Raw genomic sequence first — 24540 nt, forward strand, 5'->3', positions numbered from 1 at the left:
TGTCTTATGATTACGATTGACGGTAACGGCGCAGTCGCGTCGGTGGCGTTTCGCACCAGTGAAGTGATCGCCATCTACCCGATTACGCCCAGTTCAACCATGGCGGAACAGGCGGACGCCTGGGCAGGCGACGGATTAAAAAACGTCTGGGGCGATGTTCCTCGGGTCGTGGAGATGCAGTCGGAAGCCGGGGCCATCGGCGCGGTGCACGGCGCACTGCAGACCGGCGCGCTTTCGACCTCCTTTACCTCCTCGCAGGGGTTGCTGTTAATGATCCCGACGCTTTACAAGCTGGCGGGACAGCTCACGCCGTTTGTTCTGCACGTCGCCGCCCGCACCGTAGCGACCCACGCGCTGTCGATATTCGGCGACCATTCCGACGTGATGGCGGTACGCCAGACCGGCTGCGCCATGCTCAGTGCGGCAAACGTTCAGGAAGCGCAGGATTTCGCGCTGATTTCCCATATCGCCACGCTGAAGAGCCGCGTGCCGTTTATCCATTTCTTTGACGGTTTCCGCACCTCGCACGAAATCAATAAAATCGTGCCGCTGGCCGACAGCACCATTCTTAAGCTGCTGCCGCAGCCGGAGATAGACGCGCACCGCGCGCGCGCGCTGAACCCGGAGCACCCGGTGATCCGCGGCACCTCCGCCAACCCGGATACCTATTTCCAGTCCCGTGAGGCCACCAACCCGTGGTATGACGCCGTCTGTCAGCACGTCGAACAGGCCATGAACGATTTTGCCGCCGAAACCGGACGCCGGTACAAACCGTTTGAATACTATGGCCACCCGCAGGCGGAGCGCGTCATTGTGCTGATGGGCTCGGCGATTGGCACCTGCGAAGAGGTCGTCGATGAACTGCTGACCCGCGGTGAGAAGGTCGGGGTGCTGAAAGTGCGGCTGTATCGCCCGTTCTCGGCTGCCCACCTGTTAAGCGAACTGCCAACATCGGCGCGCACCGTCGCCGTGCTCGACCGCACCAAAGAGCCGGGCGCGCAGGCCGAACCGCTGTACCTCGACGTGATGACGGCGCTGGCGGAAGCCTTCAACCGCGGCGAACGCGCCACCCTGCCGCGCACGATCGGCGGCCGCTACGGGCTGTCGTCAAAAGAGTTCGGACCGGAGTGCGTGCTGGCTATTTTTAACGAGCTGAACACCGCGCAGCCGAAGCCGCGCTTTACCGTCGGTATCTATGACGATGTCACTAATCTGTCGCTACCGCTGCCGGAAAATTCCCTGCCCTCTACCGCCAAACTGGAAGCGCTGTTCTATGGTCTTGGCAGCGACGGCAGCGTCTCCGCCACCAAGAACAACATCAAAATTATCGGCAACTCGACGCCGTGGTACGCCCAGGGCTATTTCGTTTATGACTCGAAAAAGGCCGGCGGGTTGACCGTTTCGCACCTGCGCGTCTCCGAGCAGCCGATTCGCTCCGCCTATCTGGTATCGCAGGCGGATTTCGTCGGCTGTCACCAGCTGCAGTTCATCGATAAATACCAGATGGCCGAACGCCTGAAGCCTGGCGGCATTTTCCTGCTCAATACGCCCTACAGCGCGGATGAGGTCTGGTCACGCCTGCCGCAGGAAGTGCAGGCCGTGCTGAATCAGAAGAAAGCCCGCTTCTTTGTCGTCAACGCGGCTAAAATCGCCCGCGAATGCGGCCTCGCGGCGCGTATTAACACCGTGATGCAGATGGCCTTCTTCCACCTGACGAACATTCTGCCCGGCGACAGCGCGCTGGCGGAACTGCAGGGCGCTATCGCCAAAAGCTACAGCAGCAAAGGCAAGGAGCTGGTCGAACGTAACTGGCAGGCGCTGGCGCTGGCCCGCGAATCCTTAGCGGAGGTGCCGCTGCAGCCGGTAAACGCCAGCAGCCCGAACCGACCGCCGGTGGTCTCCGATGCGGCGCCTGATTTTGTCAAAACCGTCACCGCCGCGATGCTGGCGGGCCTGGGCGACGCCCTTCCCGTCTCGGCGCTACCGCCGGACGGCACCTGGCCGATGGGCACCACCCGCTGGGAAAAACGCAACATCGCCGAAGAGATCCCCATCTGGAAAGAGGAGCTCTGCACGCAGTGCAACCACTGCGTCGCGGCCTGTCCGCATTCAGCCATCCGCGCTAAGGTCGTTCCGCCGGAGGCAATGGAAAACGCGCCGGCCAGCCTGCACTCGCTGGACGTCAAATCCCGCGATATGCGCGGCCAGAAATACGTTCTGCAGGTGGCGCCGGAAGACTGCACCGGCTGCAACCTGTGCGTTGAGGTCTGCCCGGCGAAAGATCGCCAGAACCCGGACATCAAGGCCATCAATATGATGTCCCGCCTTGAGCATGTGGAAGAGGAAAAGATCAATTACGATTACTTCCTCAATCTACCGGAAATCGACCGCAGCAAGCTTGAGCGCATCGACATTCGCACGTCGCAGCTCATCACCCCGCTGTTTGAATACTCCGGCGCCTGCTCCGGCTGCGGCGAAACGCCGTACATCAAGCTGCTGACCCAGCTGTACGGCGACCGCATGCTGATCGCCAACGCCACCGGCTGCTCGTCGATTTACGGCGGCAACCTGCCCTCAACACCGTATACCACCGATGCCAACGGCCGCGGCCCGGCATGGGCCAACTCGCTCTTTGAAGATAACGCCGAGTTCGGGCTGGGCTTCCGCCTGTCGGTCGACCAGCATCGCCAGCGCGTCATGCGCCTGCTGGACAATGTTGCCGATAAGCTGCCCGCGGCGCTGAACGATGCGCTGCATGCGGACGCCACGCCGGAGCAGCGTCGCGAGCAGGTCGCCGCGCTGCGTCAGCATCTGGCAGGCCAACAGGGCGCCGAAGAGCTGCTGACCGATGCAGACGCGCTGGTTGAGAAATCCATCTGGCTTATCGGCGGCGACGGCTGGGCCTACGATATCGGCTTCGGCGGCCTCGACCACGTCCTGAGCCTGACTGAAAACGTCAATATTCTGGTCCTGGATACCCAGTGTTACTCCAATACCGGCGGCCAGGCGTCTAAAGCCACCCCGCTCGGCGCGGTCACTAAGTTTGGCGAGCACGGCAAGCGTAAGGCGCGTAAAGATCTCGGCGTCAGCATGATGATGTACGGACATGTTTACGTGGCCCAGATATCGCTTGGCGCACAGCTTAACCAGACGGTGAAGGCGATTCAGGAGGCGGAAGCTTATCCTGGCCCGTCGCTGATTATCGCCTACAGCCCGTGCGAAGAGCATGGTTATGACCTGGCGCTGAGCCACGATCAGATGCGCCAGCTCACCGCTACGGGCTTCTGGCCGCTGTATCGCTTTGACCCGCGCCGCGCTGATGAAGGTAAACTGCCGCTGGCGCTCGATTCCCGCCCGCCGTCAGACGCGCTGGCGGAAACGTTGCTCAACGAACAGCGGTTCCGTCGTCTTAACGCTCAGCAGCCGGAGGTGGCGGAGCAGATCTGGAAAGACGCCGCGGCGGATTTGCAAAAGCGCTACGACTTCCTCGCTCAGCTTGCCGGTAAAGCGGAGAAAACGGAATCGGAATAAAGTAACGGACGCTCCGACGGTATAAATGAAAAAAGCCCGAATAATCATTCGGGCTTGTTAATTAAGGGCAAAGTACAAAAATAATTAAAAGACACACGGCAACGGATGATTCGATGTGTGACAATAATTGGCATATAACGCGGCCATCATAAAACCTAATGGCATATGCGTATAATTTTTATTTTATATATATTTAGCGCAAATCATTCACGAAAATTATCATCATTTCAACAGAAGTAATTCATCGATATTTCACTTATTTAGTAACAAATGTTTTTTACCTTCAGGGAACTAACTCCATTAGCATTAATTAACTTCTCATTCGGAAGCAGCATGAAGAAGTAAGTATAAAATAACAGCTAAAGGATTATTCAAATGAAAAGAAAAGTACTGGCCCTCGTTATCCCTGCGCTTTTAGCGGCAGGTGCTGCCCATGCGGCGGAAATTTATAACAAAGACGGCAATAAATTAGATGTTTACGGCAAGGTAGACGGTCTGCATTACTTCTCCAGTGATTCAGGTAAAGACGGCGATCAGAGCTACGTTCGTTTTGGCTTCAAAGGCGAAACGCAGATTACCGATCAGCTGACCGGCTACGGCCAGTGGGAATACAACGTACAGGCCAATAACGCAGAATCCACCAGCGATAACGCGAACCAGTCCTGGACCCGTCTGGCATTCGCCGGTCTGAAATTCGGCGACTACGGTTCATTCGACTACGGTCGTAACTACGGCGTGCTGTACGACGTGGAAGGCTGGACCGATATGCTGCCGGAGTTTGGCGGCGACTCCTATTCGCAGGCCGATAACTTCATGACGAACCGTGCGAACGGCGTGGCAACGTACCGCAACAGCGATTTCTTTGGCCTGGTTAATGGCCTGAACTTCGCCCTGCAGTATCAGGGTAAGAACGAAAACCCAGGCAGCGGCGAAGGCACCAACAATGGCGATCGCAGCTTCCGTAATGCTAACGGCGACGGTTTCGGTATCTCCTCAACCTATGATATCGGCCAGGGTTTCAGCGTGGGCGCCGCCTATGCATCCTCTGACCGTACCAGTGACCAGAAAAATGCCTTTGACGATGTTTCTTCACAGTATGCCAACGGTGAAAAAGCTGACGCATGGACCGTTGGCGCAAAATATGACGCTAATAATATTTACCTGGCAACGATGTACTCAGAAACGCGCAATATGACGCCATATGGTTCTGCAGACAGCGCCAGCGGCGGCGGTATTGCCAACAAAACCCAGAACTTTGAAATCACTGCGCAATATCAGTTTGATTTCGGCCTGCGTCCGGCCATTTCCTACCTGCAGTCTAAAGGCAAGGATCTGAACCTGGTTAACGGCGGAGATTCCGATAAAGATCTGGTGAAATATATGGACGTTGGCGCGACCTATTATTTCAACAAAAACATGTCCACCTACGTTGATTACAAAATCAACCTGCTGGACGGTAATGATGACTTCTACAAAGATAATGGTATCAGCACCGATAACATTGTCGCCCTGGGCCTGGTTTACCAGTTCTGATGCATCTGGCCCGCTGGCAGCAGCGGGCCTGTTCCTTCCCATTTTCTACGTAATTGAAAGGTTAAACAACCTTTGATGCATGAAACAACATTCAGCTTTAATACAATCAGATGATCTCTTACAGCACAACGGCTATAAACTATCGCTACTGAGCTGATATCCATGGTTCATCTTCCAAACGTCTTCAATCGACAGGACGCGACAGAGGAAACGGCTGCTGTCGCGTACCGCTTCATAACGCTTTAAATTATCTGTTGTTCGATGCGTCTCTTTGATAAAACGGCAGATCGCGCGGCCAACATAACAATAAACATAGCCATTAGCATTAAAACCCAAAATCACAATAAATCACAGAGCAAACAAGAAAGAAAACAACGAAAATAAGCGCGAAACGCTAAAAAATCATAAAAGAATCATACTCACCTTCATACTTAAGCAGCAGAGGTTTTTCAGCTCCCACAGGGGGGGATGAAATTAACCTTGAGAAACAATAAAAAAGTAAACCGCTGCGCTCCGAATATATTGTACATATCAGATTATTTCTTAGAGTTTTCGCAAAATAACCCTAAGCCAATAGAATTCTATACTGACATCTCACTTCGTGTTTCTTGAGGCTATTTTCATGACTACGCTAAGCACCGAATTTGAATCATTGAGAACATCAACGCATGATAATCTTGTCACCCTCTCCTGCGCTAACATTACAAATATACAATATATCCCCGACAGCTTTGATATTACCTCCGGGCAGCCGCATCAAAACTCACCGATTATCACAAGAAGCGGCAATACCTGGTCAATCCACTGGAACTGCGGCAGAAAAGGATCGGGAGAGGTCGCCAGTCGCTATGCAACCGCAAGCAGCAGTTTGCCGCATATGTACGGTCTCGGCGCATCGGACAACGCTCCTGAGCAGCTGAACTTCTATTTTGGCCTGGCGGTCAGCTTCACTATCTATGGCAAAGTATTTTTAGCCAATCTGTATCTGGGACAGGGGCACACCGGCAGTTCAAATAACTGGTGGATTGGCGGCCTTCCTGTTAACGGCAACACCGATACGGTGACCATCTCGGATGGCGCCGGAATGGGTAAAGGGTATCAAATCAGCTCCGACTCCTTGGTCAATGACTTTACGCTGAGCTAGCTGAACACGGCCGGCCTCCGGCGCCAAAAATCCTCGTCAGCCGTGGCGGGGATTTTTTTCATTTAGTTGCCGCGCAACAGCAAAACATGCTGGTATTCGTCGCCGTAATCCGTACCATACGCGGCATACTATGCATAATCAGCAACGGCACCCTCATCCTTCGCGCGATGCTGTCCCGTATTGAACAGAGATCCAGATGCAGCAGAATCAAGATATTAGCAAAAAAGAGCAATACAACCTCAATAAACTCCAGAAACGCCTGCGCCGATACGTCGGAGAAGCGATTGCCGATTTCAACATGATTGAAGAAGGCGACCGCATTATGGTGTGCCTGTCTGGCGGCAAAGACAGCTACACCATGCTGGAGATCCTGCGTAATCTGCAGCAAAGCGCGCCGGTAAACTTCTCGCTGGTGGCGGTGAACCTCGACCAGAAGCAGCCGGGCTTCCCGGAGCACGTGCTGCCGGAGTACCTCGAGCAGCTGGGCGTTGAGTATAAAATCGTGGAAGAAAATACCTACGGCATCGTCAAAGAGAAGATCCCGGAAGGTAAAACGACCTGTTCGCTGTGTTCCCGTCTGCGCCGCGGGATCCTGTACCGCACGGCCACCGAGCTGGGCGCCACCAAAATTGCACTTGGGCACCACCGCGATGACATTCTGCAAACCCTGTTTCTGAATATGTTCTACGGCGGAAAAATGAAAGGCATGCCGCCTAAGCTGATGAGCGATGACGGCAAGCATATCGTTATTCGTCCGCTGGCCTATTGTCGCGAGAAAGATATTGAGCGTTTTGCGCAGGCTAAAGCGTTTCCAATTATCCCCTGCAACCTGTGCGGTTCGCAGCCTAACCTGCAGCGCCAGGTCATTGCCGACATGCTGCGTGACTGGGACAAACGCTATCCAGGCCGTATTGAGACGATGTTCAGCGCCATGCAAAACGTGGTGCCGTCACACCTGTGCGACGGCGAGATGTTCGATTTCAAAGGACTTACCCACGGCTCAGCGGTCGTTGACGGCGGGGATTTAGCCTTCGATCGCGAAGAGATCCCGCTGCAGCCCGCAGGCTGGCAGCCGGAAGAGGATGACGCCGCCCCCCTCGCTAACCGCCTGGATATTGTAGAAATCAAGTAACAGACGAACCCTCCTGATGGAGGGTTTTTACTGCCGCGCATTCTTGCTGCAAAAATTTAATTCAACTTAAATTAAATTTTCCCATATTTTATAAATAGCTTTGCTTCCATAAGAAAATGCCTATAATGCCCGGGCATTTTTACTCTGGAATAATAATAATGTTTGGGAAACTTTTACACCTTTCTGGTGTTTTTTCGCGCACAGAAAGCAAAACGACAGCAATAAGAAGAGCATTATCCTGGATAACGCCTGTAATTATTATCTCACTAATTATCCCACTGAACATGGGTTATAACGGGATATCCAGTTGTATAGTGACTTTTGTCACCCTGTACCTCTCGAGAAAAAATCCACTCACCTTTTATTTTTCGTGCACAGCCCTGCTCTGTCTTTCCCTGTACATTCCAGTCGGCTATAGCTTTGGCAAGATAAGCTATGCGTATGTCGTTTCCGCACTGCAGACGAACAGCGGTGAATTTCTGGAGTTTCTCCGGGGAACCAGCCTTAATGCCTGGCTGCTGACGAGCTCGGCCATTTTAGCTATTTATCTGTTTGCCCGAAATGGTCAGGATTTTGATAAGAAATACCGCACAATCTACCTCATCGCCTTTATTTTAATCAATCTGAATGCCTGGCCGAAGCGAATGCTGACGGCAACGGCGGCGTACGCGCAACAGGCCAACTCAGCGCTCGCTGGCCTTGAGCAAAACAGTAATGTTCCGGACAATTTTCAAATCATCAGTAACCATAAAAAGTATAAGAATGTCGTCGTCGTGATTGGCGAGAGCGTCGCCCGTGACTACCTGTCTGTGTATGGCTATCCGCATAACACCACACCATGGTTAAATACGGCGCCGGGCTACTTCTACACGCACTATATTTCCGCCGCGCCAAACACCTTTCTGTCTCTGTCGCGTACGCTCACGATCAGCGATGGCGTTAAAACAGAAGAATACAACAGTATCGTCGCGCTGGCTAAAAAAGCCGGCTTTTCTACTCACTGGATTTCCAACCAGGGTTTTCTTGGCGAATATGATACCCCGGCTACCGTTATTGCCAGTAAGGCGCAGCATAAAGTTTTCTTCAAAAAAGGAGATTACAATACCAATAGTACCGATGACATGGCGCTATTAGGTGAACTTCAGCGCGTGGTGAAGAACAATGACAATGCGCACAATGCCGTATTTTTGCATATGATCGGCTCGCATCCGGATACCTGTTCCAGGCTTAACGACTTCCCTGTGAATTTCAACATCAGCCATCAGCAAAAGCTGAACTGTTATCTGGCAACGCTGCAAAAACTCGACGCTTTCCTTGAACACGCCCATCAGATTCTGGAACAGCGCGGTGAGTCGTATGCGCTGATCTATTTTTCCGATCACGGAATGACCGTCGATGAGAGCGAGCGCCCGGTACGTCACGGCGCGGACGCACGTCAAAACTTTAATATTCCGCTCTTCTTGTTTACCAGCGATACGAAAAAACATATCACCGACGATACGCCGATAAGTGCGAGAAAATTCATGTCGCTCTTCGAGTGGATCGCCGGATTTGACTCAGACAAAGTTCCCGCGCTATCACCTGGCGAAGCGGCAGAACGCGACATTACGGTGTTCAATGGCGAACATCTGGTGCCTTACGATGAGCTCAAAGAAAACGCCATCGTTCAGTAAACGTCATTCGCCCCCCTTGCCGGAGGGCGCTTGCTATCAGCACGCAGGCGGAACTACGATCGGATGCGGGTCCGGATCAACCGGTGGTTCAGGAATCGGCTGGGGTTTGGGTATGGGGTTGGGAATCGGCACCGGATCGTTTGGAATAGGGTCGCTCACCCGTAACTGATACCGTGTCATACTGGCCTCCATTTCTTCAGGGTCCCTTATAAGGGTAGAGTCTGCTGAACGAAGGGCAAAAAAAAAAAGCCGACTTATCTAAGCCGGCGTCGTACGAATCAATTGTGCTATGCAGTAATTCAAAAAAGGAAGTAAGACAATATGGAGCGCAACGCCCATCGCTTGACGTTGCATTCACCTGCGGGAATGATATTGCCCCGAACAGGGAGATTGTTTATTGACTTCGCTCAATTTTCCCCGCGTTTTAAGCCCCATTGTCAGGAAAAAATCTTCTCTTTTACAACCAGTTACTACGATGTAACCACCATGTAACACCACCAATCAACACAACCAACATAATGCAAAAGAGCGAAAAACCAAACTGCCAGCCGCCGCCGGGAATTCCCCCCAGGTTTACCCCAAACAGCCCCGTCAGGAAGGTGCTGGGCAAAAAGACCATCGCCATCAGCGACATGGTGTAGGTTCTGCGCGCCAGCGACTCCTGCATCACCTGGGTGATTTCATCAGCCATTACGCCGGTTCGCGCGATACAGGCATCGATCTCGTCGAGCCCTCTCCCCAGCCGGTCGGCGATATCCTGCATCCGTCGGCGCTGGTCATCATTCATCCACGCAAGCCGCTCACTGGAAAGACGGGCGTAGACATCGCGCTGAGGCGCCATATAGCGACGCATCACGATGAGCTGTTTACGCAGCAGCGCCATATGCCCACGCGGTGGGATCTTCTGATCGAGCAGGTTATCCTCCAGATCTATAATCCGGTCGTGAAGTTCTTCAATAAATTCGCTGGCGTGATCGGTCAGCGCATCGCAGACGTCCACCAGCCATGCGCCGCAGTCCACCGGCCCGGTTCCCTCTTCCAGGTCGTTGACCACATCGTCCAGCGCCAGCACCTTGCGCTGGCGCGTCGACACGATAAGACGCTCGTCCATATAAAGGCGCATCGCGACCAGCTGATCGGGACGTTCGTCGGTGCTGCCGTTGATACAGCGCAGCGTAATAAGCGTCCCCTCGCCGATGCGGGTCACGCGCGGACGGGTACTTTCCCCGGCAAGCGCATCGCGAACATTATTCGGCAGCAGCGTAGTTGTCGCCAGCCACTGCGCGCTTTGCGCATGGGTATAGTTAAGATGCAGCCAGCACGGGCGCTCTCTGTCGACCGTATCGTTGTCCGTTAGCGGGCTGACGCCCCCTTTACCATCCAGTTGCCAGGCAAAAACGGCATCAGGCACATTCATTTCCGATCCCCTAATGGCTTCCACAACGCCTCCGTATCGTGCTCTTTTGTGCAGTTAGTCTAGCGTTCTAAGGCCAATAAGCAACCATGAACACGGCCATCGCACTGAATTTCATGGCGAAAATAAGATTTTTTACCAGGATAAGATAGACAACAACGGGTAAATCGTTAAAGTTAATTAACAGCAGTAATAGTGTAGCGAAAATGTATCCGGAGCAATGCAGTGTCGAAAAACCAGCCCTGTCGGGCATTTGATCTACGCCTGGCAGAAATGCGCGAAACGGCGATCAAAACCAGTACGCCCTGGTTTTTATGGGTGAACATTCTTTTTTCGCTCTTTATTCTCGGCCGCAGCTGGTTCGCTCCGCAGTCGCTGATTGTTGCCCCCCACACCCTTGCGGCGCTGCTGGAAACAATGGCGCTGCTGGTGCTGTTCATTTCGGCGAGCGTGATATTCATTATGCGGATGGCGCCGTTTCAGGATGCTCTTTGGCTGCGGAAGCTGGCGAAAGCCACCATCCTCACGCTGAGTCTCTGCTGGTCGGTGGGGTTCTACGTCCTTATTATCAATGAGGACATGCGGATTATTTTCCCGTTTACCGCCCTGCTGCTATTCACGGCGTTAATTTCGCTGTACTTCGACCCGCGGATCCTGTTGGGGTTCATCGCCCCTATCTGGCTTACCGTGCTGGTTATGTCACTGTTCTATACGGCGAATCTGACCGTGATTAACGCCTTTATGTGGGTGCTGCTGGCGGGTCTTATCGAGTCCGGGCGGCAAATGCTTAACCGCTGGTTTTTACTGGCGCTACGCCATCAGCAGGAGAATGCCGACCTGATAGACCAGCTCGAACTGCTCGCAAACCGCGATCCGCTCACCGGAATCGCCAACCGACGGGCGTTCGAATCCCGAATGGACCAGGAAATCGCGCGCCACAAGCGTGAAGGCGGCACCTTTACGCTTATCATGCTCGACGTCGATCATTTCAAGCTTTACAACGACTACTACGGACACCAGCGCGGCGACCGTTGCCTGGTGACGATCGCCCAGTGCCTCGCGCGAGCGGCGCTACCCGTGACCGGAATTCCGGGGCGCTTTGGCGGCGAGGAGTTTGTGCTGCTGCTGCCCCGTAGCACCCCGAGTGAAGCCCTGGATGTCGCCCGCGACATCGCCCAGGAGATGAGGCTACAGAACATCGAGCACCTGACTTCTCCCGTACTGCCGCGGGTGACGGTAAGCCTTGGTGTGGCAAGCTGGTCAGAAGGGATGAAGGCGCGGACGCTTATCCATAATGCGGATAAAGCGCTGTACCAGGCAAAACAGCAGGGGCGCAACCGTTGGGTGCTGTTTGAATAAAAAGGCCTGCATCCCTGCAGGCCGTGCGCGCTTTATCAGAAAGCGCGCCAGAAGTTCGGATCGTCGACCGGACCCGCGGCGGACGGTCTGGTCAGCCGCGCAGGCGCCACGGCGGCGGCTGGCGCATCGCTTCCCAGCCGAAAATTACGGGTGCGGGCCTGCAGCGAAACCACCTGCTGCTTCAGAACATCGGACGATCCCGCCAGCTCTTCCACAACCGCCACGTTACTCTGCGTCACTTTCTCCAGTTCGGACAACGCGAGGGTAATTTGATCAATCCCTTTTTCCTGCTGCAGGGTCGATACGGAGATTTGCTCCATCAGGCTGCTGAGCAACCCGGATCCCGAAACGATGTCCTGCATATTTTTTTCCGCTTCATGAACAATGTTTGCCCCCTGGGTGACGTTTTCGCTGGTGACGCCGATCAGCGTTTTGATATTTTTGGCCGCTTCGGCGCTGCGATGCGCCAAATTGCGCACCTCGCCGGCAACCACAGAAAACCCTTTGCCATGATCGCCCGCCCGGGCGGCCTCCACGGCCGCATTCAGCGCCAGGATATTGGTCTGAAAGGCAATACCATCAATTAAGGTAATGATTTCCGTCATCTGGCGGGCGCAGTCCGTAATCGACTGCATATTCGTCGCGACCTCCACCATCAGCTCGCCGCCTCTGCGGGCGCACAGCGTTGCTTCGCCCGCCCGTTCGCTGGCGAGACGCGTATTTTCCGCATTGTTTTTCGTGCTGGCAGCGATCTCCTCCATACTGGAGGTCGTTTGCATCAGCGTTGCCGATTGCTCTTCCGTTTTCACCGACAGCTCGGTACTGCGGTTCGCCAGCTGCTCGGATAAGCTCATTGCCGTCTGGGAAGATATCCGAATATCGGATACCAGCGTGGAAATATTACTCGACAGGCTGTTAATACCGGGAATCAGTCGCCCGGCGCAGTTATTACCAAATACCGGAATGCAAACCGATAAATTCCCTGAAGTCACTTCATTAATACTTTCACGCACCGCATTGATCGGCGAAACAAGATATCGGGTCATGTACAGCCACAAAAGAATAAACGTCGCCAGCCAAAATATATTTAGCATGGCTAACGTAATCATACTTGCAGAAAGTAAAAAAGCTGCGACATCAATCAGTAAGAAATCCACCAACAGGAAAATGAGTATAAATGTTCTGATGCTTGTATTTTTTAGCATAATTAAACTCACATGGACACCTGGACGGGTAATATGGTTATAGCAGCTGGCTTCGCTGTTGCCATATTCCCGGCATCAGAAAATCATCTTCGCCGTTAAGCCCGGAGAATTTGCCTTTAGCATAGCGGTAATACAAAAACACCGTACAAAAGCAGAATAAAACGCCAAAAACTGATGATTTACCAGCACATTACTGCAAATCAACAGTTTACCACCTCACCGCCGCAGGACGTATTTTATTGGCGATTCACAGTTATTAAGCCATGCTTAAGAGGTTTTTTATGAGTACAGAATTAATAACCGACGCCCCCCATAAAACTATTTTCCAGAAACACCATCGCTCTCTAACTCGAAACGCAGGATCAACAACCGCCGCTGGCGCGCCTGGGCGTCAGAAAACCGCAACCCTCCCCGGATGCTCCGTTTTCGTGCAAAAAAAGCAGGCATGATGTAACAAAAATGTTTATGTTTAATACTCGCGGAATCTGAGAGCCAGTGCGTTGTTGGGAGAGCGAGCATCATGTTGCCTGCAGAACTGTCAGCCTTTAACTACCTGAGCACCCCTATCTGGGTGGTCGACCCTGTCTGCGAAAGCCTGCTTTTTTCCAATCGCGCCGCGCAAACGCTGACAGGCGAGATGTCGCTTGCCGCCCTTCGCTCAGGCGCGCTGTCCGCCTGCGCGCAAACCCGCCTCACCGCCTACATGGCCGATCTGAAAAATCAGCACGAGGTCGTCGAAATCTGGTCAATCAAAACCGCAAAAGGCGTTCTGGCGCTGCGCTGTCGCTTGTCGCAGGCGAGTTTTTCCGATTTTCCCGATGTGATTATTTTCGAAGGGGCCAATATCAGCCACGCCGCTTCCGAAAACTATGCGCGGTCCGCCACCTATAAGCCGCATAAGCATAATTTCTACCATCGTTTTTTTATGACCACCTCCGCGCCGATGCTGCTGATCGACCCCGCGCGCGATGGGCTTATCGTCGATGCAAATATTGCGGCGCTGCGATTCTATGGCTATTCCCGACACGAAATGTGCCAAAGGCATACCTGGGAAATCAATTCGCTTGGCCGTCAGGTGCTGCCGGTAATGGCGGAAATCTCACGGCTCCCGGGCGGACACAAACCGTTAAATTTTATCCATAAAATGGCCGATGGCGCGCTCCGGCACGTGCAAACCTATGCCGGTCCGCTTGAGATTGACGGCGATAAGCTGATGCTGTGCATTGTGCATGATATTACCGAGCAAAAGCGCCTGGAACAGGAGTTAGAACATGCCGCGCTGCGGGATTCGCTGACCGGGCTGCTCAACCGTCGACAATTTTACGCTTTAACGGAAAGCCACAGCGCGTTGCCGATTCCGTTCACCAGCGACTACTGCCTGCTGCTGGTGGACACCGACAATTTCAAGTCCATCAACGACAGCTATGGCCACCTGAAGGGCGATGAGGTGCTGATCCATCTCTCCCGAATACTGGAATCCTGTAGCCGTAAAGGCGATTACATCTTCCGCTGGGGCGGCGAGGAGTTTGCGGTCCTGCTTCCGCGCACTTCTCTTGAAACCGCGCTGGCGGTGGCGGAAAGCATGCGTGACGCTGTCACAAAAAGCGTTAACAGCGAGCTGCCTGAGTTTACCGTCAGCATCGGCGTGGCGCGCCACCAGCCCGGCGAAACGCGGGACGCCCTTTTCCGCCGGGTGGACGCCGCGCTCTATCAGGCCAAAAACGGCGGGCGCAATAAGGTGCTGGCGGCCTGAAAGGCAACCTACAAAAATTGTCAGGTTCAGCCGGAGGGAAAGCCATGTAAAATTAGGCCATTAGCGCATCCTGTCATGAGAAGCGCTAATGCATAATTTGCTTTTATCGTTTGCCCGTTTCTCTGACGGGCTTTTTTACGCCCGTCACTGGGCTGGCAGTTGTTCAATATTTTCCAGATACAGCGCCAGCACGCTCAGGATCCGCGGAATAAAATCGTAGGGTAAGCTTTTGCCATGCTGGCCTGCCTGCTGCAGCGTACCTATCGACAGCGCGTGCAGAAAAATAGCCTCTTTCACGATATCCGGCGCGCGCTCCGGCGGCATTCTGAGCGTCAGAACGTCGATAATAAACTGCAGAAACCGCGAGTTTCTGAAATCAAAGTTGCTTTGTTCCTGCAGCGGCAAATAGGCTTTGTGCTCAATGATAAAATTCGCATAAGGCGTAAACAGATTGGCTATCGCCGCCGCTGGCCTCATGGTGGCCCACGCCTGCGCCGGATGGCTGTTTTTTATTTTCTCCAGCATCGCTTCAAGCTGCGCATCATACTCTTCCTTAAGCTGCGCCTTCACCGATTCAATATCCGAAAAAAAGTGATATAGCGAGCCCGGCGCCGTTCCTGAACGGGCGGCAAGCGACTTGATGGTCAGCGGTTCCGATGCATCGCTCAGTATTTCCGCGGCAGCGTCCAGAATCTGCTGCACGCGCTTGTGCCCTCTTTTCTGACTGGGGAGACGGGACTGCCCCTGGGGACTTTTCAGCATCAGAGCTCCATGTCGTGTAAATAGGTCTCCAAAAATAATCAACCTTGAGTAATTTTTCAAATTGGGATAGAGTAAATTTGAATAATAATTCAAATTTGTTTGTTTTATTCATAATTATCATCAAGTTAACTATCATGCACACATCAAAAGTAAGTAAGCGCCTGGCGTCAGGGAAGCGGCTCGGGCCGTTGGCCGCCCTGCTTTCGCTCACCGGCTGCGCGCCTGCGCCCTCCATCGTGCTATTTGGCGCCGCCTTCCCCGACTGGCTGCTGTGCACCGGGGCCGGTGTGGCGGGCATGATCCTGCTGCATGTGGTATCGGTACGGCGCAAGAAAACACAATGGCTGCAGCCCGCCGCCGTGGTGTATCCCTGCGTTACCGCGCTTATCGCCATGCTGACCTGGTTATTGGTATTTCCACATTAAGGTGCCCGCCATGCCACTGAAGAAAAAAATCTACATTGCCGGTCTGTTGGCGGTAACGCTGCTGGTTCTGGCCATTGTGCTGGTTAAAATCGATCGCGCGCCTGGCACGGACGACGCTTATGTCTATGCCGATACCATCAACGTCGTTCCTGAAGTCAGCGGACGCATCATTGCGCTGCCCGTCCAGGACAACCAGCTGGTGCGCAAAGGCGACCTGCTTTTTCGCATCGATCCTCGCCCCTTTCAGAACGCTCTCAATGCCGGGACCGCAAGGCTCGCGACGCTGAATGAGCAGATCAAGCTCACCCAACGGTCGGTTAACGCCCAGCAATATAACGCCGATGCGGTAACCGCCCAGGTAGAAAGCGCCCGCGTGCAGTTCCAGCAGGCCAAAGATACCTGGGAACGCAAGCGCGCGCTGATCGGCAAAAACTACGTGTCCAAAGAGGAGCTCGATCAGGCCAAAACCGTTAAGGACAGCGCCGAGGCGAACTATAACGCGGCCCGCCTGCAGGCCCGCCAGGCCACGGCAGCGGTCAGCGGAGTGGATGCGCTGGTCGCCCAGCGGGAGGAGGTCAAAGCGCAGATCGCCGAAGCGCAGCTGAACCTGGAATACAGCGAAGTCCGCGCGCCCTTTGACGGTCGTGTGGCCTCGCTCAAAACGACCGTGGGTCAGTACGCATCTCCGGCGCAGTCCATTATGACGCTTATCGATATTCGCCAGTGGTACGTCATCGCCAACTTCCGCGAAACCGATCTTAACGGCATTTCGGCCGGCAGCAGGGCCGAGGTCTTTATCATGGGAAATACCCGTGAGCCCTTTTCCGGTACCGTTGATTCGGTCAGCTACGGCGTAGCGACAGGCGACAGCGCGGCGCCAGGCGGCCTGCCGTTTGTCGAGAAAACCATTAACTGGGTTCACGTTTCGCAGCGTTTTCCCACCAAAATTCGCATCACCAGCCCTGATCCGTCGCTGTTTCGCATAGGCGCCTCTGCGGTGGTGACCGTCTATCGCGACGCCCCGGCGTCCCGGAGCCATGATGAGCGGTAAAACCGATACGCTTTCAGGGCTAATGCAGGCGCTGATGCCCTACCCGGGACGGAGCAATCACGTCCTCCGGGCACTGGTCTCCTGCACCGCAGTCGTGATTATTTCGCAGAGCCTGCAGGTTCCCCTGCTGGCGCTGTCGCTTATCACCGTGTTTTTCGTCACGCAAACCAATGTGGTGGTGACGAAGCTGACCGGCCTGTTTTTTATTCTCGGTTCCACGGCGGCGATTGCCGTGTCGCTGCTGATACTGAAAATCACCTGGGATGTGCCATTTTTACGAATTATGGCGGCATTCAGCGTCTTTTTCGCCAGCGTGTTTCTGATGCGAACCAGCAGGATCGGCGTGATTTTTTTCGTCGTGGCGATTGTGGCGATCTACACCCAAAGCCTGGTCGACAGCACCCCCGATGCGGATTTGCTGGTCAGGGGAATTTTGTGGGTCTGGGTTGCCGTCAACTATCCCATCGCCGTCACGCTGCTGGTCAACACCCTGCTGATGCCCGCAGAGCCGCACAAGCAGCTGATGGCCGCTATCGACCGCCAGCTGGCGCTGGTTATCCGTCAGCTCGATCCCGCCGCCGCCAACGCCAGACGGACCGACGACGCCAACCGCGCGGGCAGCGATGCGCAGTCGCTGTACCGGCTGCTGCGCTACGCGGCGATGCGCGATACCACCGGCGAATTCAACGACAATAACCCCCTCGCGCTGGTGACGATGGTCTGCGAACTGCGCGCAGCATCCTGCCAGCTGCCGGAATACCTGACAGGCGAACATAATGTTACCAGCGCCCGGCGGCTGCAGGAGGCCTTGCGCCACGTGCAGGCCATGGCGCACGGCGGACAGCCGCTGACCACGGCGACCGATGCGCCAGCCGACTCAGAGTATCCTCCGCTCAACCTGATGTGGCGCATACTGCATGCAGCGCCCCAGCAGCAGGATTCTTCGGGCGCTAAGGCCGACTCCCGCCAGGCAGCGGCGGCCGCGCCCTTTTTGATTGACGATGCCTTCAGCAACCCGCGCTACGTTATTTTTGCGCTAAAGACGCTTCTGAGCGCCGTGCTGTGCTATCTCTTTTACACCGCTACCGACTGGGCGGGGATTCATACCATCATGCTCAGTTGCCTGATTGTGGCGCAGCCTGGGCTTGGCAATACGCAGCGAAAAATCATTCTGCGTTTTACCGGGGCCGCCATCGGCAGCCTGCTGGCGCTGATCGCTATCGTTTTTATCACTCCCCATGTCGACTCGCTCTTTGGCCTGCTGGGCATTGTGCTGCCGATCCTTGCGATTTCGTCCTGGATATCCGCCGGGCCGGAGCGTATCAGCTACGCGGGGATCCAGATAATGTTTACCTTTTCGCTGGCGGTGCTGGAGTCGTTTGGACCAGTGGTGAACCTGACCGAAGTGCGGGATCGCCTGGTAGGCATCATCCTCGGTATCGCCGTCGCGGGCATTGTTCATGCGACGATTTCGCCGGAACGTGAAGGGGAAATAATGCTCTCGCGCCTGGCGAAGCTTATCGACAGCCTCAAAAACTGGCTGCATAGCCCGGCGGAGCATCAGCAGGGCCGAACTCCGGCGTTTATGGCGTTGACCGAGTGCGAAGATCTTGCCGCCCGGGTGGCGCTTGAACCGTCGTGGCGCAGCGCGGAAGGCACCCACGACGCGCTGTTGCAAAAAGGGCATGAGATACTGAATATCGTCAAAAACATGCTTATTGAAACAGATAAGCTTGCATTTAGCATGGGAAAGGTCGCTGCAGATCCGTCGTCAGAAATACGGCAGCAGGCGATGGCTATCGTCAGTCAGTATGAGCGCAACCTGGCGCTCATACAGCGCATCCTGAGCGGTGACGCCGACCCGGTCGCCGGAGACGACGTCGTCTACCCTCCACTGGCGCCCGCCCTTCCCGCGCCGTTCAGAGAGTCGGCGCTCGCCCTGGAGGAAAGCCAGCGTCATTTCTTCGATCTCGCCATCGATCGGGGGGCTGCCGTTTAACGCCGGATAGCCCCGGGAATAATTCGTTGCATCGCGATGAATTGATATCGAGATTTAATTTTTCACTTATTTTAACCCGGCCAACATCCCCCCACAGTGCCTTATTTGGGGGGGAAAATATGCCTACCCTGTTTTACAGATTCAAAAAGCCGGTACCTCGCCAGAGAATCGTTCATTTTAATATCCTGAATATTTAAAAATATCTAAATCCGTCATCGCTTTTTAAAACCATCTCGTGAGAGGCCCACATACTGACGGTTTTATCGCCCCATTTATGTAGCCCGCATCACAATTATTAATGTTTTATTTGTTTTTTAATTGACTTTTTTATAGTCAAAATGTCTTTTATGTGGAACCGGTTTCCTATAGGTGTTTCATACCGTAATCCAGGGTATGAAAGGCAGCAACATGAAACTGTCCCTTACTGATAACACAGGATAGAAATCCGATGTCTAAAAACTATGCCGCGCTGGCCGGCGACGTTGTGCTGGCGCTGGGCGGCGCGGGCAACATTGTCGCCGCCACCCACTGTATGACCCGCCTGCGCTTTGTTTTGCAGGACCCGACCCTCGCGGACAGCGCGGCGCTGAAAAGCATTAAGGGCGTGATGGGCGTCGTGCGCAGCGACAACCAGTGCCAGGTCATTATCGGCAATACCGTGTCCCAGGCCTACCGGGAAGTGGTCCGGCTGCTGCCGGAAAACCTGCAGCCCGCCGAACCCCAGGGCAAACCGCCGCTGACGCTGCGCCGGATCGGCGCCGGCATCCTCGATGCGCTGATTGGCACCATGTCGCCGCTGATCCCGGCGATTATCGGCGGGTCGATGGTCAAGCTGCTGGCGATGGTGCTGGAGATGAGCGGCGTGCTGACGAAAGGCTCCCCGACCCTGACCATCCTCACCACCATCGGCGACGGCGCTTTCTTCTTCCTGCCGCTGATGGTGGCCGCCTCCGCCGCCATCAAATTTAAAACCAACATGTCGCTGGCCATCGCCATCGCCGGCGTGCTGGTGCACCCGAGCTTTATTGAGCTGATGGCGAAAGCCGCGCAGGGCGAGCACGTCGAGTTTGCCCTTATCCCGGTGACCGCGGTGAAGTACACCTACACCGTGATCCCGGCGCTGGTGATGACCTGGTGCCTGTCGTATATCGAACGCTGGGTGGACCGTATCACCCCGGCGGTCACCAAAAACTTCCTCAAGCCGATGCTTATCGTGCTGATCGCCGCCCCGCTGGCCATCCTGCTGATTGGCCCCGTCGGTATCTGGATCGGCAGCGCCATCTCCGCGCTGGTGTACACCATTCACGGCTACCTGGGCTGGCTGTCGGTCGCCATCATGGGCGCGCTGTGGCCGCTGCTGGTGATGACCGGGATGCACCGCGTGTTCACCCCCACCATCATTCAGACCATCGCCGAAACCGGCAGGGAAGGCATGGTGATGCCGTCGGAAATCGGCGCCAACCTGTCGCTTGGCGGTTCGTCGCTCGCCGTGGCGTGGAAAACCAAAAACCCGGAGCTGCGCCAGACGGCGCTGGCCGCCGCCGCCTCGGCCATTCTGGCGGGGATCTCCGAACCGGCGCTGTACGGCGTGGCAGTGCGCCTGAAGCGCCCGCTGATTGCCAGCCTGATAAGCGGCTTTGTCTGCGGCGCGGTGGCTGGCATCGCCGGGCTTGCCAGCCACTCGATGGCGGCGCCGGGGCTGTTCACCAGCGTGCAGTTCTTCGACCCGGCCAACCCGATGAGCATCGTCTGGGTCTTTGGGGTGATGGCGCTGGCGGTGGTGCTCTCTTTCGTCCTGACCCTGCTGCTGGGCTTTGAGGATATTCCGGTACAGGAACCCGTTAATAACAAAACGGCATCTGCACCCGTCACCGAATTAGCTCACTGAGCATATTTTAAGAATCGCTATGTAAAGTAAAGAGGGTCTCCGAACATTTTATTTAAAAACACTCCGTATTATTAAGAAAAATATAACATTTGATAAATTTGAATATCCACAAGGACATATAACATGAAAGCAAGTGTATTATCTTTATTGCTGCCGGCGCTGCTGGCCTCTGCGACCGCCGGGGCGGCCGAAATCTATAACAAAAACGGCAATAAATTAGATTTATATGGTTTTATTAACGGCATGCATTATTTTTCTGACGATCCAGGCTCCAATGGCGACAAGACCTATATGCGCTTTGGGTTTAAAGGGCAGACCCAGGTTTCGGATGATGTCGTGGGATTTGGTCGTTGGGAATATCAGGTACAAGGCAACCAAGCTGAAAGTTCAAGCACAGCATTCACCCGCTATGCATATGCTGGCGTGAAATTTTGGGGCACCAGCTCCTTCGACTATGGTCGTAATACGGGGGTCCTGTACGATGCTGCCGCATATACTGATATGCAGCCTGAGTTCGATGCGGGCACCTACGGCTCAGACCAGTTCCTGTTCAAACGCGGCAATGGTATCGCGACGTATCGTAATAGCGACTTCTTTGGTCTGGTTGACGGTCTGAAGCTTGCGCTTCAGTACCAGGGGAAAAACGACAGCGGCGCAGCGGAAGCCGGCACCCGCAGCGTGCTGACGCAAAACGGCGACGGCTACGGCGCGTCGTTGAGTTATGACTTTAATTCAGGAATCAGCGTTGCGGGTGCGTTCTTTAACTCAAACCGTACCGATGAGCAAAACATGGCGCCGGGAATCATGGGGGGCGGAAATAAAGCAGAAGGTTATACCGCTGCGATAAAATATAATGCCAACAACCTGTATCTGGCAGCGATGTATACCCAAGCCTATAATGCGGCGAAATTTGGTTCGACAAAAGGAACCGCCTACGGTTTTGCCAACGAATCACAGGCCGTTGAGCTTTATGCAGGCTATACCTTCGAGTCCGGCTGGGTTCCGTTTATTGCCTACAACCAGACGCGCGGGAATAATTTAGGGACGGATATCAAGGGTAACAGCTATGATACCGAAGACCTGGTCAAGTTTGTCGATCTCGGATTTACCTACAACTTCAACAAAAACATGCAGACCTATGTGGACTACAAGATCAATTTACTTGATAACAACACCTTCACGCAAAACGCAGGCATCATGACGGACAACGTGCTGGCGGTCAGCCTGAAGTACGTCTTCTGATAACCCACCTGACGTGCAATGTTTCTGTTGCCTGCAGCGGAAACATTGCATCCATCGCGCTGTTCGCAGTTCGCATTCCCTCTCCCGCCAGGCTATATCTTTTAGACATCTTTCTTCATACAGGTACGGTGATGATGGGCAAGAAGATTCTGATGCTGGTTGGCGATTACGCCGAAGATTACGAAACCATGGTACCGTTTCAGGCATTACAGATGCTGGGCTATCAGGTGGATGCGGTCTGTCCTGACAAAGCCAAAGGCGACTACATCATGACGGCGATTCACGATTTTGACGGCGCCCAGACCTACAGCGAGAAACCGGGTCACCGCTTTATCCTCAACGCCGATTTTGCGCCAGTCAAAGAGCAGGATTACGACGCGCTGCTGATCCCCGGCGGACGGGCGCCGGAATATCTGCGGCTGAATGACCGAGTGCTCAAGCTGGTGCAGGAGTTTAACGCCGCGTATAAGCCGATTGCCGCCGTGTGCCACGGCCCTCAGCTGCTGGCGGCGGCCGGGGTGCTGAAAGGCCGGACCTGCAGCGCCTACCCGGCCTGTGCGCCGGAGGTGCGGCTTAGCGGCGGGCATTATGCCGAAATCGGTATCGATCAGGCGTATGTTGACGGCAATCTGGTCACCGCCCCCGCCTGGCCCGCGCATCCGCAGTGGCTGGCGAAATTTGTCGAGGTGCTGCAGCAGTAAGGGCTGAAAAGAAAAACTGGCGCGTGCATCGCGCCAGTTCCGGGTTTACAGAAACGTCATCCGACTCAGTGCTTCACAATATACATTGTGCGGCTGTAGGCCACGTCTTCCGGGTTATTGATGGGATACCCCTTCAGCCAGGGCTTGATTAAACGCCCGTTGGTGTACTGATAAATCGGCGCGATCGGCGCTTTCTCGGCAACGATTTTTTCCGCTTCGTTATAATCCGCATTGCGCGCTTTGGCGGTCGTTTCCAGCGTCGCCTGGTGGATCACTTTGTCGTACGCCGGATCGTTAAAGCGGGAGATATTGCCGCTGTGGGTCGAGGTCAACAGCGACAGGAAGGTGGAAGGTTCGTTATAGTCGCCGACCCACGACGCGCGAATCACATCGAAGTTGCCTGTATTGCGGCTGTCGATATAGGTTTTCCACTCCTGATTCTGCAGCTTCACGTCCACGCCGAGGTTCTTCTTCCACATCGACGCCACCGCGATAGCGATTTTCTGGTGGTTTTCCGACGTGTTGTACAGCAGCGTCAGCTTCAGCGGACGATTCGGGCCATAGCCCGCCGCCTGCAGCAGCGTTTTCGCCTGCGCATTCAGCTCTTCCTGGCTCATCTGCTCCATCGCCGACGGCTGCGGCGTAAAGCCCGCGGTCACGTCAGGCGTAAAATGCCATGCCGGTTTTTCGCCGGTGCCTAACACCTTCTCCGCCATAATGCGTCGGTCGATGGTCATACTGAGTGCCAGGCGCACGCGGGCGTCGGCCGTCGGTCCCTTCTGGGTGTTGAACGCATAGTAATAGGTGCCCAGCTGCGGCGGCGTATAAACCTGGCCCGGGATATCCTTCAACAGCTTCTGATACTGGTTTTTCGGGAAAGATTCGGTGATATCGATATCGCCCGCCAGATAGCGTTTAGTCGCCGCCGACTCCTGGTTGATCGGCACGAAGGTGACCTGTTGAATCACCGTTTTGCCGTTGTCCCAGTAGTGGGTATTCGGCACCGCCACCAGCTTTTCGTTCACGACGCGATCTTTCAGCACATAGGCGCCGTTGCCCACCAGTTTGCCCGGACGCGTCCAGTTCGGGTCGCTTTCCACATTGGCCTTGTTGACCGGGTACAGCGAGAAGTTGGCCGTCAGGTTGACAAACCACGGCAGTGGCTTATCCAGCTGGACCTGCAGCGTGCGGGCATCGAGCGCAATGACGCCGAGCTTATCCGGCGTCGCTTTGCCATCAATGATGTTCTGGGCGTTGTTAATCCCCGCCAGCGCCGCAAACCAGGCGAACGGCGAGGTGGTTTTCGGGTCGACCAGCCGCTGCCAGCTGTAGACAAAATCCTGCGCGGTCACCGGCGTACCGTCGGACCATTTTGCGTTCTCGCGCAGCGTAAAGGTCCAGACCCGGTTGTCATTGGTCTGCCATTTGCTCGCTACGCCGGGGATGATATTGCCTTTATCGTCCTGATTGACCAGCCCTTCAAACAGGTCGCGGATCACCTGGATTTCAGGCAGCCCCACGGCTTTGGCCGGATCCAACGAAGCAGGTTCATCTTTGATATGGCGAACCAGTTCCTGCTGTTTGGCAAGGACCGTTCCCGGCGGCACGTCCGCCGCCCAGGATAACGAAGAAAAGGCGCCGAACCACAGCGCGCAGCAGGTTAACGAAACAGGCAGCTTCATGGGATCCCCTAAAGAATAAAAGAACCGGATAATTATTTGTTTCATC

The 24540-nt window shown here is 54.8% G+C and carries 18 protein-coding genes; 13 read left to right on the forward strand and 5 right to left on the reverse strand.

The features are described 5' to 3' along the window. Positions 1 to 6 precede the first annotated feature (6 nt). The 5 genes from nifJ to ENTCL_RS12150 all read left to right on the forward strand — a co-directional run bounded on the left by nifJ (position 7) and on the right by ENTCL_RS12150 (position 9013). Positions 7 to 3531, forward strand: coding sequence for a pyruvate:ferredoxin (flavodoxin) oxidoreductase (gene nifJ, locus ENTCL_RS12130; RefSeq protein WP_013366423.1), 3525 nt, complete (start codon positions 7 to 9; stop codon positions 3529 to 3531). Between the two features lie 375 nt (positions 3532 to 3906). Beyond that, positions 3907 to 5064: a porin OmpC gene (ompC, locus tag ENTCL_RS12135; protein ID WP_013366424.1), complete on the forward strand. Its 1158-nt coding sequence runs from the start codon at positions 3907 to 3909 to the stop codon at positions 5062 to 5064. A gap of 622 nt (positions 5065 to 5686) precedes the next feature. Beyond that, a complete protein-coding gene (locus ENTCL_RS23705; protein WP_013366425.1) occupies positions 5687 to 6208 on the forward strand; it encodes a hypothetical protein in 522 nt (173 codons plus the stop codon). Positions 6209 to 6404: 196 nt separating this feature from the next. Further along, positions 6405 to 7340, forward strand: coding sequence for a tRNA 2-thiocytidine(32) synthetase TtcA (gene ttcA / locus ENTCL_RS12145; RefSeq protein ID WP_013366426.1), 936 nt, complete (start codon positions 6405 to 6407; stop codon positions 7338 to 7340). A 158-nt stretch (positions 7341 to 7498) separates the two neighbouring features. Then, on the forward strand, positions 7499 to 9013 hold the full coding sequence (locus ENTCL_RS12150; RefSeq protein ID WP_013366427.1) for a phosphoethanolamine transferase: 1515 nt from the start codon (positions 7499 to 7501) through the stop codon (positions 9011 to 9013). Between the two features lie 36 nt (positions 9014 to 9049). Here ENTCL_RS12150 and ynaL read toward each other — a convergent pair whose 3' ends face one another. Further along, entirely contained in the window at positions 9050 to 9193 is a 144-nt protein-coding gene (gene ynaL / locus ENTCL_RS24165) for a proline-rich small protein YnaL (RefSeq protein ID WP_013366428.1), read from the reverse strand. Between the two features lie 277 nt (positions 9194 to 9470). Beyond that, complete coding sequence (gene zntB, locus ENTCL_RS12155; protein WP_013366429.1) at positions 9471 to 10454, reverse strand: zinc transporter ZntB; 984 nt, start codon at positions 10452 to 10454, stop codon at positions 9471 to 9473. 198 nt (positions 10455 to 10652) lie between these two features. On the opposite strand from zntB, the gene ENTCL_RS12160 reads away from it, so the two are divergent. Then, complete coding sequence (locus tag ENTCL_RS12160; protein ID WP_013366430.1) at positions 10653 to 11786, forward strand: GGDEF domain-containing protein; 1134 nt, start codon at positions 10653 to 10655, stop codon at positions 11784 to 11786. A 35-nt stretch (positions 11787 to 11821) separates the two neighbouring features. Here ENTCL_RS12160 and ENTCL_RS12165 read toward each other — a convergent pair whose 3' ends face one another. After that, positions 11822 to 12991: a methyl-accepting chemotaxis protein gene (locus ENTCL_RS12165; protein ID WP_013366431.1), complete on the reverse strand. Its 1170-nt coding sequence runs from the start codon at positions 12989 to 12991 to the stop codon at positions 11822 to 11824. 520 nt (positions 12992 to 13511) lie between these two features. Here ENTCL_RS12165 and ENTCL_RS12170 point away from each other — a divergent pair. Next, complete coding sequence (locus ENTCL_RS12170; RefSeq protein ID WP_013366432.1) at positions 13512 to 14744, forward strand: sensor domain-containing diguanylate cyclase; 1233 nt, start codon at positions 13512 to 13514, stop codon at positions 14742 to 14744. Positions 14745 to 14888: 144 nt separating this feature from the next. Here ENTCL_RS12170 and ENTCL_RS22410 read toward each other — a convergent pair whose 3' ends face one another. Beyond that, complete coding sequence (locus ENTCL_RS22410) at positions 14889 to 15506, reverse strand: TetR/AcrR family transcriptional regulator (protein WP_013366433.1); 618 nt, start codon at positions 15504 to 15506, stop codon at positions 14889 to 14891. A 134-nt stretch (positions 15507 to 15640) separates the two neighbouring features. Here ENTCL_RS22410 and ENTCL_RS12180 point away from each other — a divergent pair, with 134 nt between their 5' ends. The 6 genes from ENTCL_RS12180 (at position 15641) to ENTCL_RS12205 (ending at position 22812) form a co-directional block, all read left to right on the forward strand. Next, the gene (locus ENTCL_RS12180; RefSeq protein WP_081449262.1) at positions 15641 to 15931 is read left to right on the forward strand and encodes a YtcA family lipoprotein; all 291 of its coding nucleotides are present in this window, start codon (positions 15641 to 15643) and stop codon (positions 15929 to 15931) included. Between the two features lie 10 nt (positions 15932 to 15941). Beyond that, the gene (mdtN, locus tag ENTCL_RS12185; RefSeq protein ID WP_013366435.1) at positions 15942 to 16982 is read left to right on the forward strand and encodes a multidrug transporter subunit MdtN; all 1041 of its coding nucleotides are present in this window, start codon (positions 15942 to 15944) and stop codon (positions 16980 to 16982) included. Continuing rightward, the gene (locus ENTCL_RS12190) at positions 16972 to 18981 is read left to right on the forward strand and encodes an FUSC family protein (protein ID WP_013366436.1); all 2010 of its coding nucleotides are present in this window, start codon (positions 16972 to 16974) and stop codon (positions 18979 to 18981) included. Before mdtN ends, ENTCL_RS12190 begins: the two co-directional genes overlap by 11 nt. Positions 18982 to 19429: 448 nt before the next feature. Further along, positions 19430 to 20869, forward strand: a complete 1440-nt coding sequence (gene ascF / locus ENTCL_RS12195) for a PTS cellobiose/arbutin/salicin transporter subunit IIBC (RefSeq protein ID WP_013366437.1) — start codon at positions 19430 to 19432, stop codon at positions 20867 to 20869. Positions 20870 to 20992: 123 nt separating this feature from the next. Beyond that, on the forward strand, positions 20993 to 22111 hold the full coding sequence (gene ompC, locus ENTCL_RS12200) for a porin OmpC (protein WP_013366438.1): 1119 nt from the start codon (positions 20993 to 20995) through the stop codon (positions 22109 to 22111). A 134-nt stretch (positions 22112 to 22245) separates the two neighbouring features. Further along, positions 22246 to 22812, forward strand: a complete 567-nt coding sequence (locus tag ENTCL_RS12205) for a DJ-1/PfpI family protein (protein WP_081449274.1) — start codon at positions 22246 to 22248, stop codon at positions 22810 to 22812. A gap of 65 nt (positions 22813 to 22877) precedes the next feature. Here ENTCL_RS12205 and ENTCL_RS12210 read toward each other — a convergent pair whose 3' ends face one another. Further along, positions 22878 to 24494: a peptide ABC transporter substrate-binding protein gene (locus ENTCL_RS12210; RefSeq protein ID WP_013366440.1), complete on the reverse strand. Its 1617-nt coding sequence runs from the start codon at positions 24492 to 24494 to the stop codon at positions 22878 to 22880. Between the last annotated feature and the right edge of the window lie 46 nt (positions 24495 to 24540).

The sequence above is a fragment of the [Enterobacter] lignolyticus SCF1 genome (genome assembly GCF_000164865.1).
Taxonomy (GTDB): Bacteria; Pseudomonadota; Gammaproteobacteria; order Enterobacterales; family Enterobacteriaceae; genus Enterobacter_B; species Enterobacter_B lignolyticus.

Excerpts from the sequence above, each read along its gene's own strand:
- ENTCL_RS12205 (WP_081449274.1), top strand. The coding sequence starts at position 22,246 with ATGGGCAAGAAGATTCTGATGCTGGTTGGCGATTACGCCGAAGATTAC.
- ENTCL_RS12150 (WP_013366427.1), top strand. The coding sequence starts at position 7,499 with ATGTTTGGGAAACTTTTACACCTTTCTGGTGTTTTTTCGCGCACAGAA.
- mdtN (WP_013366435.1), top strand. The coding sequence starts at position 15,942 with ATGCCACTGAAGAAAAAAATCTACATTGCCGGTCTGTTGGCGGTAACG.
- ENTCL_RS23705 (WP_013366425.1), top strand. The coding sequence starts at position 5,687 with ATGACTACGCTAAGCACCGAATTTGAATCATTGAGAACATCAACGCAT.
- ENTCL_RS12165 (WP_013366431.1), bottom strand. The coding sequence starts at position 12,991 with ATGCTAAAAAATACAAGCATCAGAACATTTATACTCATTTTCCTGTTG.
- ompC (WP_013366424.1), top strand. The coding sequence starts at position 3,907 with ATGAAAAGAAAAGTACTGGCCCTCGTTATCCCTGCGCTTTTAGCGGCA.
- ENTCL_RS12210 (WP_013366440.1), bottom strand. The coding sequence starts at position 24,494 with ATGAAGCTGCCTGTTTCGTTAACCTGCTGCGCGCTGTGGTTCGGCGCC.
- ttcA (WP_013366426.1), top strand. The coding sequence starts at position 6,405 with ATGCAGCAGAATCAAGATATTAGCAAAAAAGAGCAATACAACCTCAAT.
- ENTCL_RS12190 (WP_013366436.1), top strand. The coding sequence starts at position 16,972 with ATGAGCGGTAAAACCGATACGCTTTCAGGGCTAATGCAGGCGCTGATG.
- ENTCL_RS22410 (WP_013366433.1), bottom strand. The coding sequence starts at position 15,506 with ATGCTGAAAAGTCCCCAGGGGCAGTCCCGTCTCCCCAGTCAGAAAAGA.
- nifJ (WP_013366423.1), top strand. The coding sequence starts at position 7 with ATGATTACGATTGACGGTAACGGCGCAGTCGCGTCGGTGGCGTTTCGC.
- ascF (WP_013366437.1), top strand. The coding sequence starts at position 19,430 with ATGTCTAAAAACTATGCCGCGCTGGCCGGCGACGTTGTGCTGGCGCTG.
- ompC (WP_013366438.1), top strand. The coding sequence starts at position 20,993 with ATGAAAGCAAGTGTATTATCTTTATTGCTGCCGGCGCTGCTGGCCTCT.
- ENTCL_RS12180 (WP_081449262.1), top strand. The coding sequence starts at position 15,641 with ATGCACACATCAAAAGTAAGTAAGCGCCTGGCGTCAGGGAAGCGGCTC.
- ENTCL_RS12170 (WP_013366432.1), top strand. The coding sequence starts at position 13,512 with ATGTTGCCTGCAGAACTGTCAGCCTTTAACTACCTGAGCACCCCTATC.
- ynaL (WP_013366428.1), bottom strand. The coding sequence starts at position 9,193 with ATGACACGGTATCAGTTACGGGTGAGCGACCCTATTCCAAACGATCCG.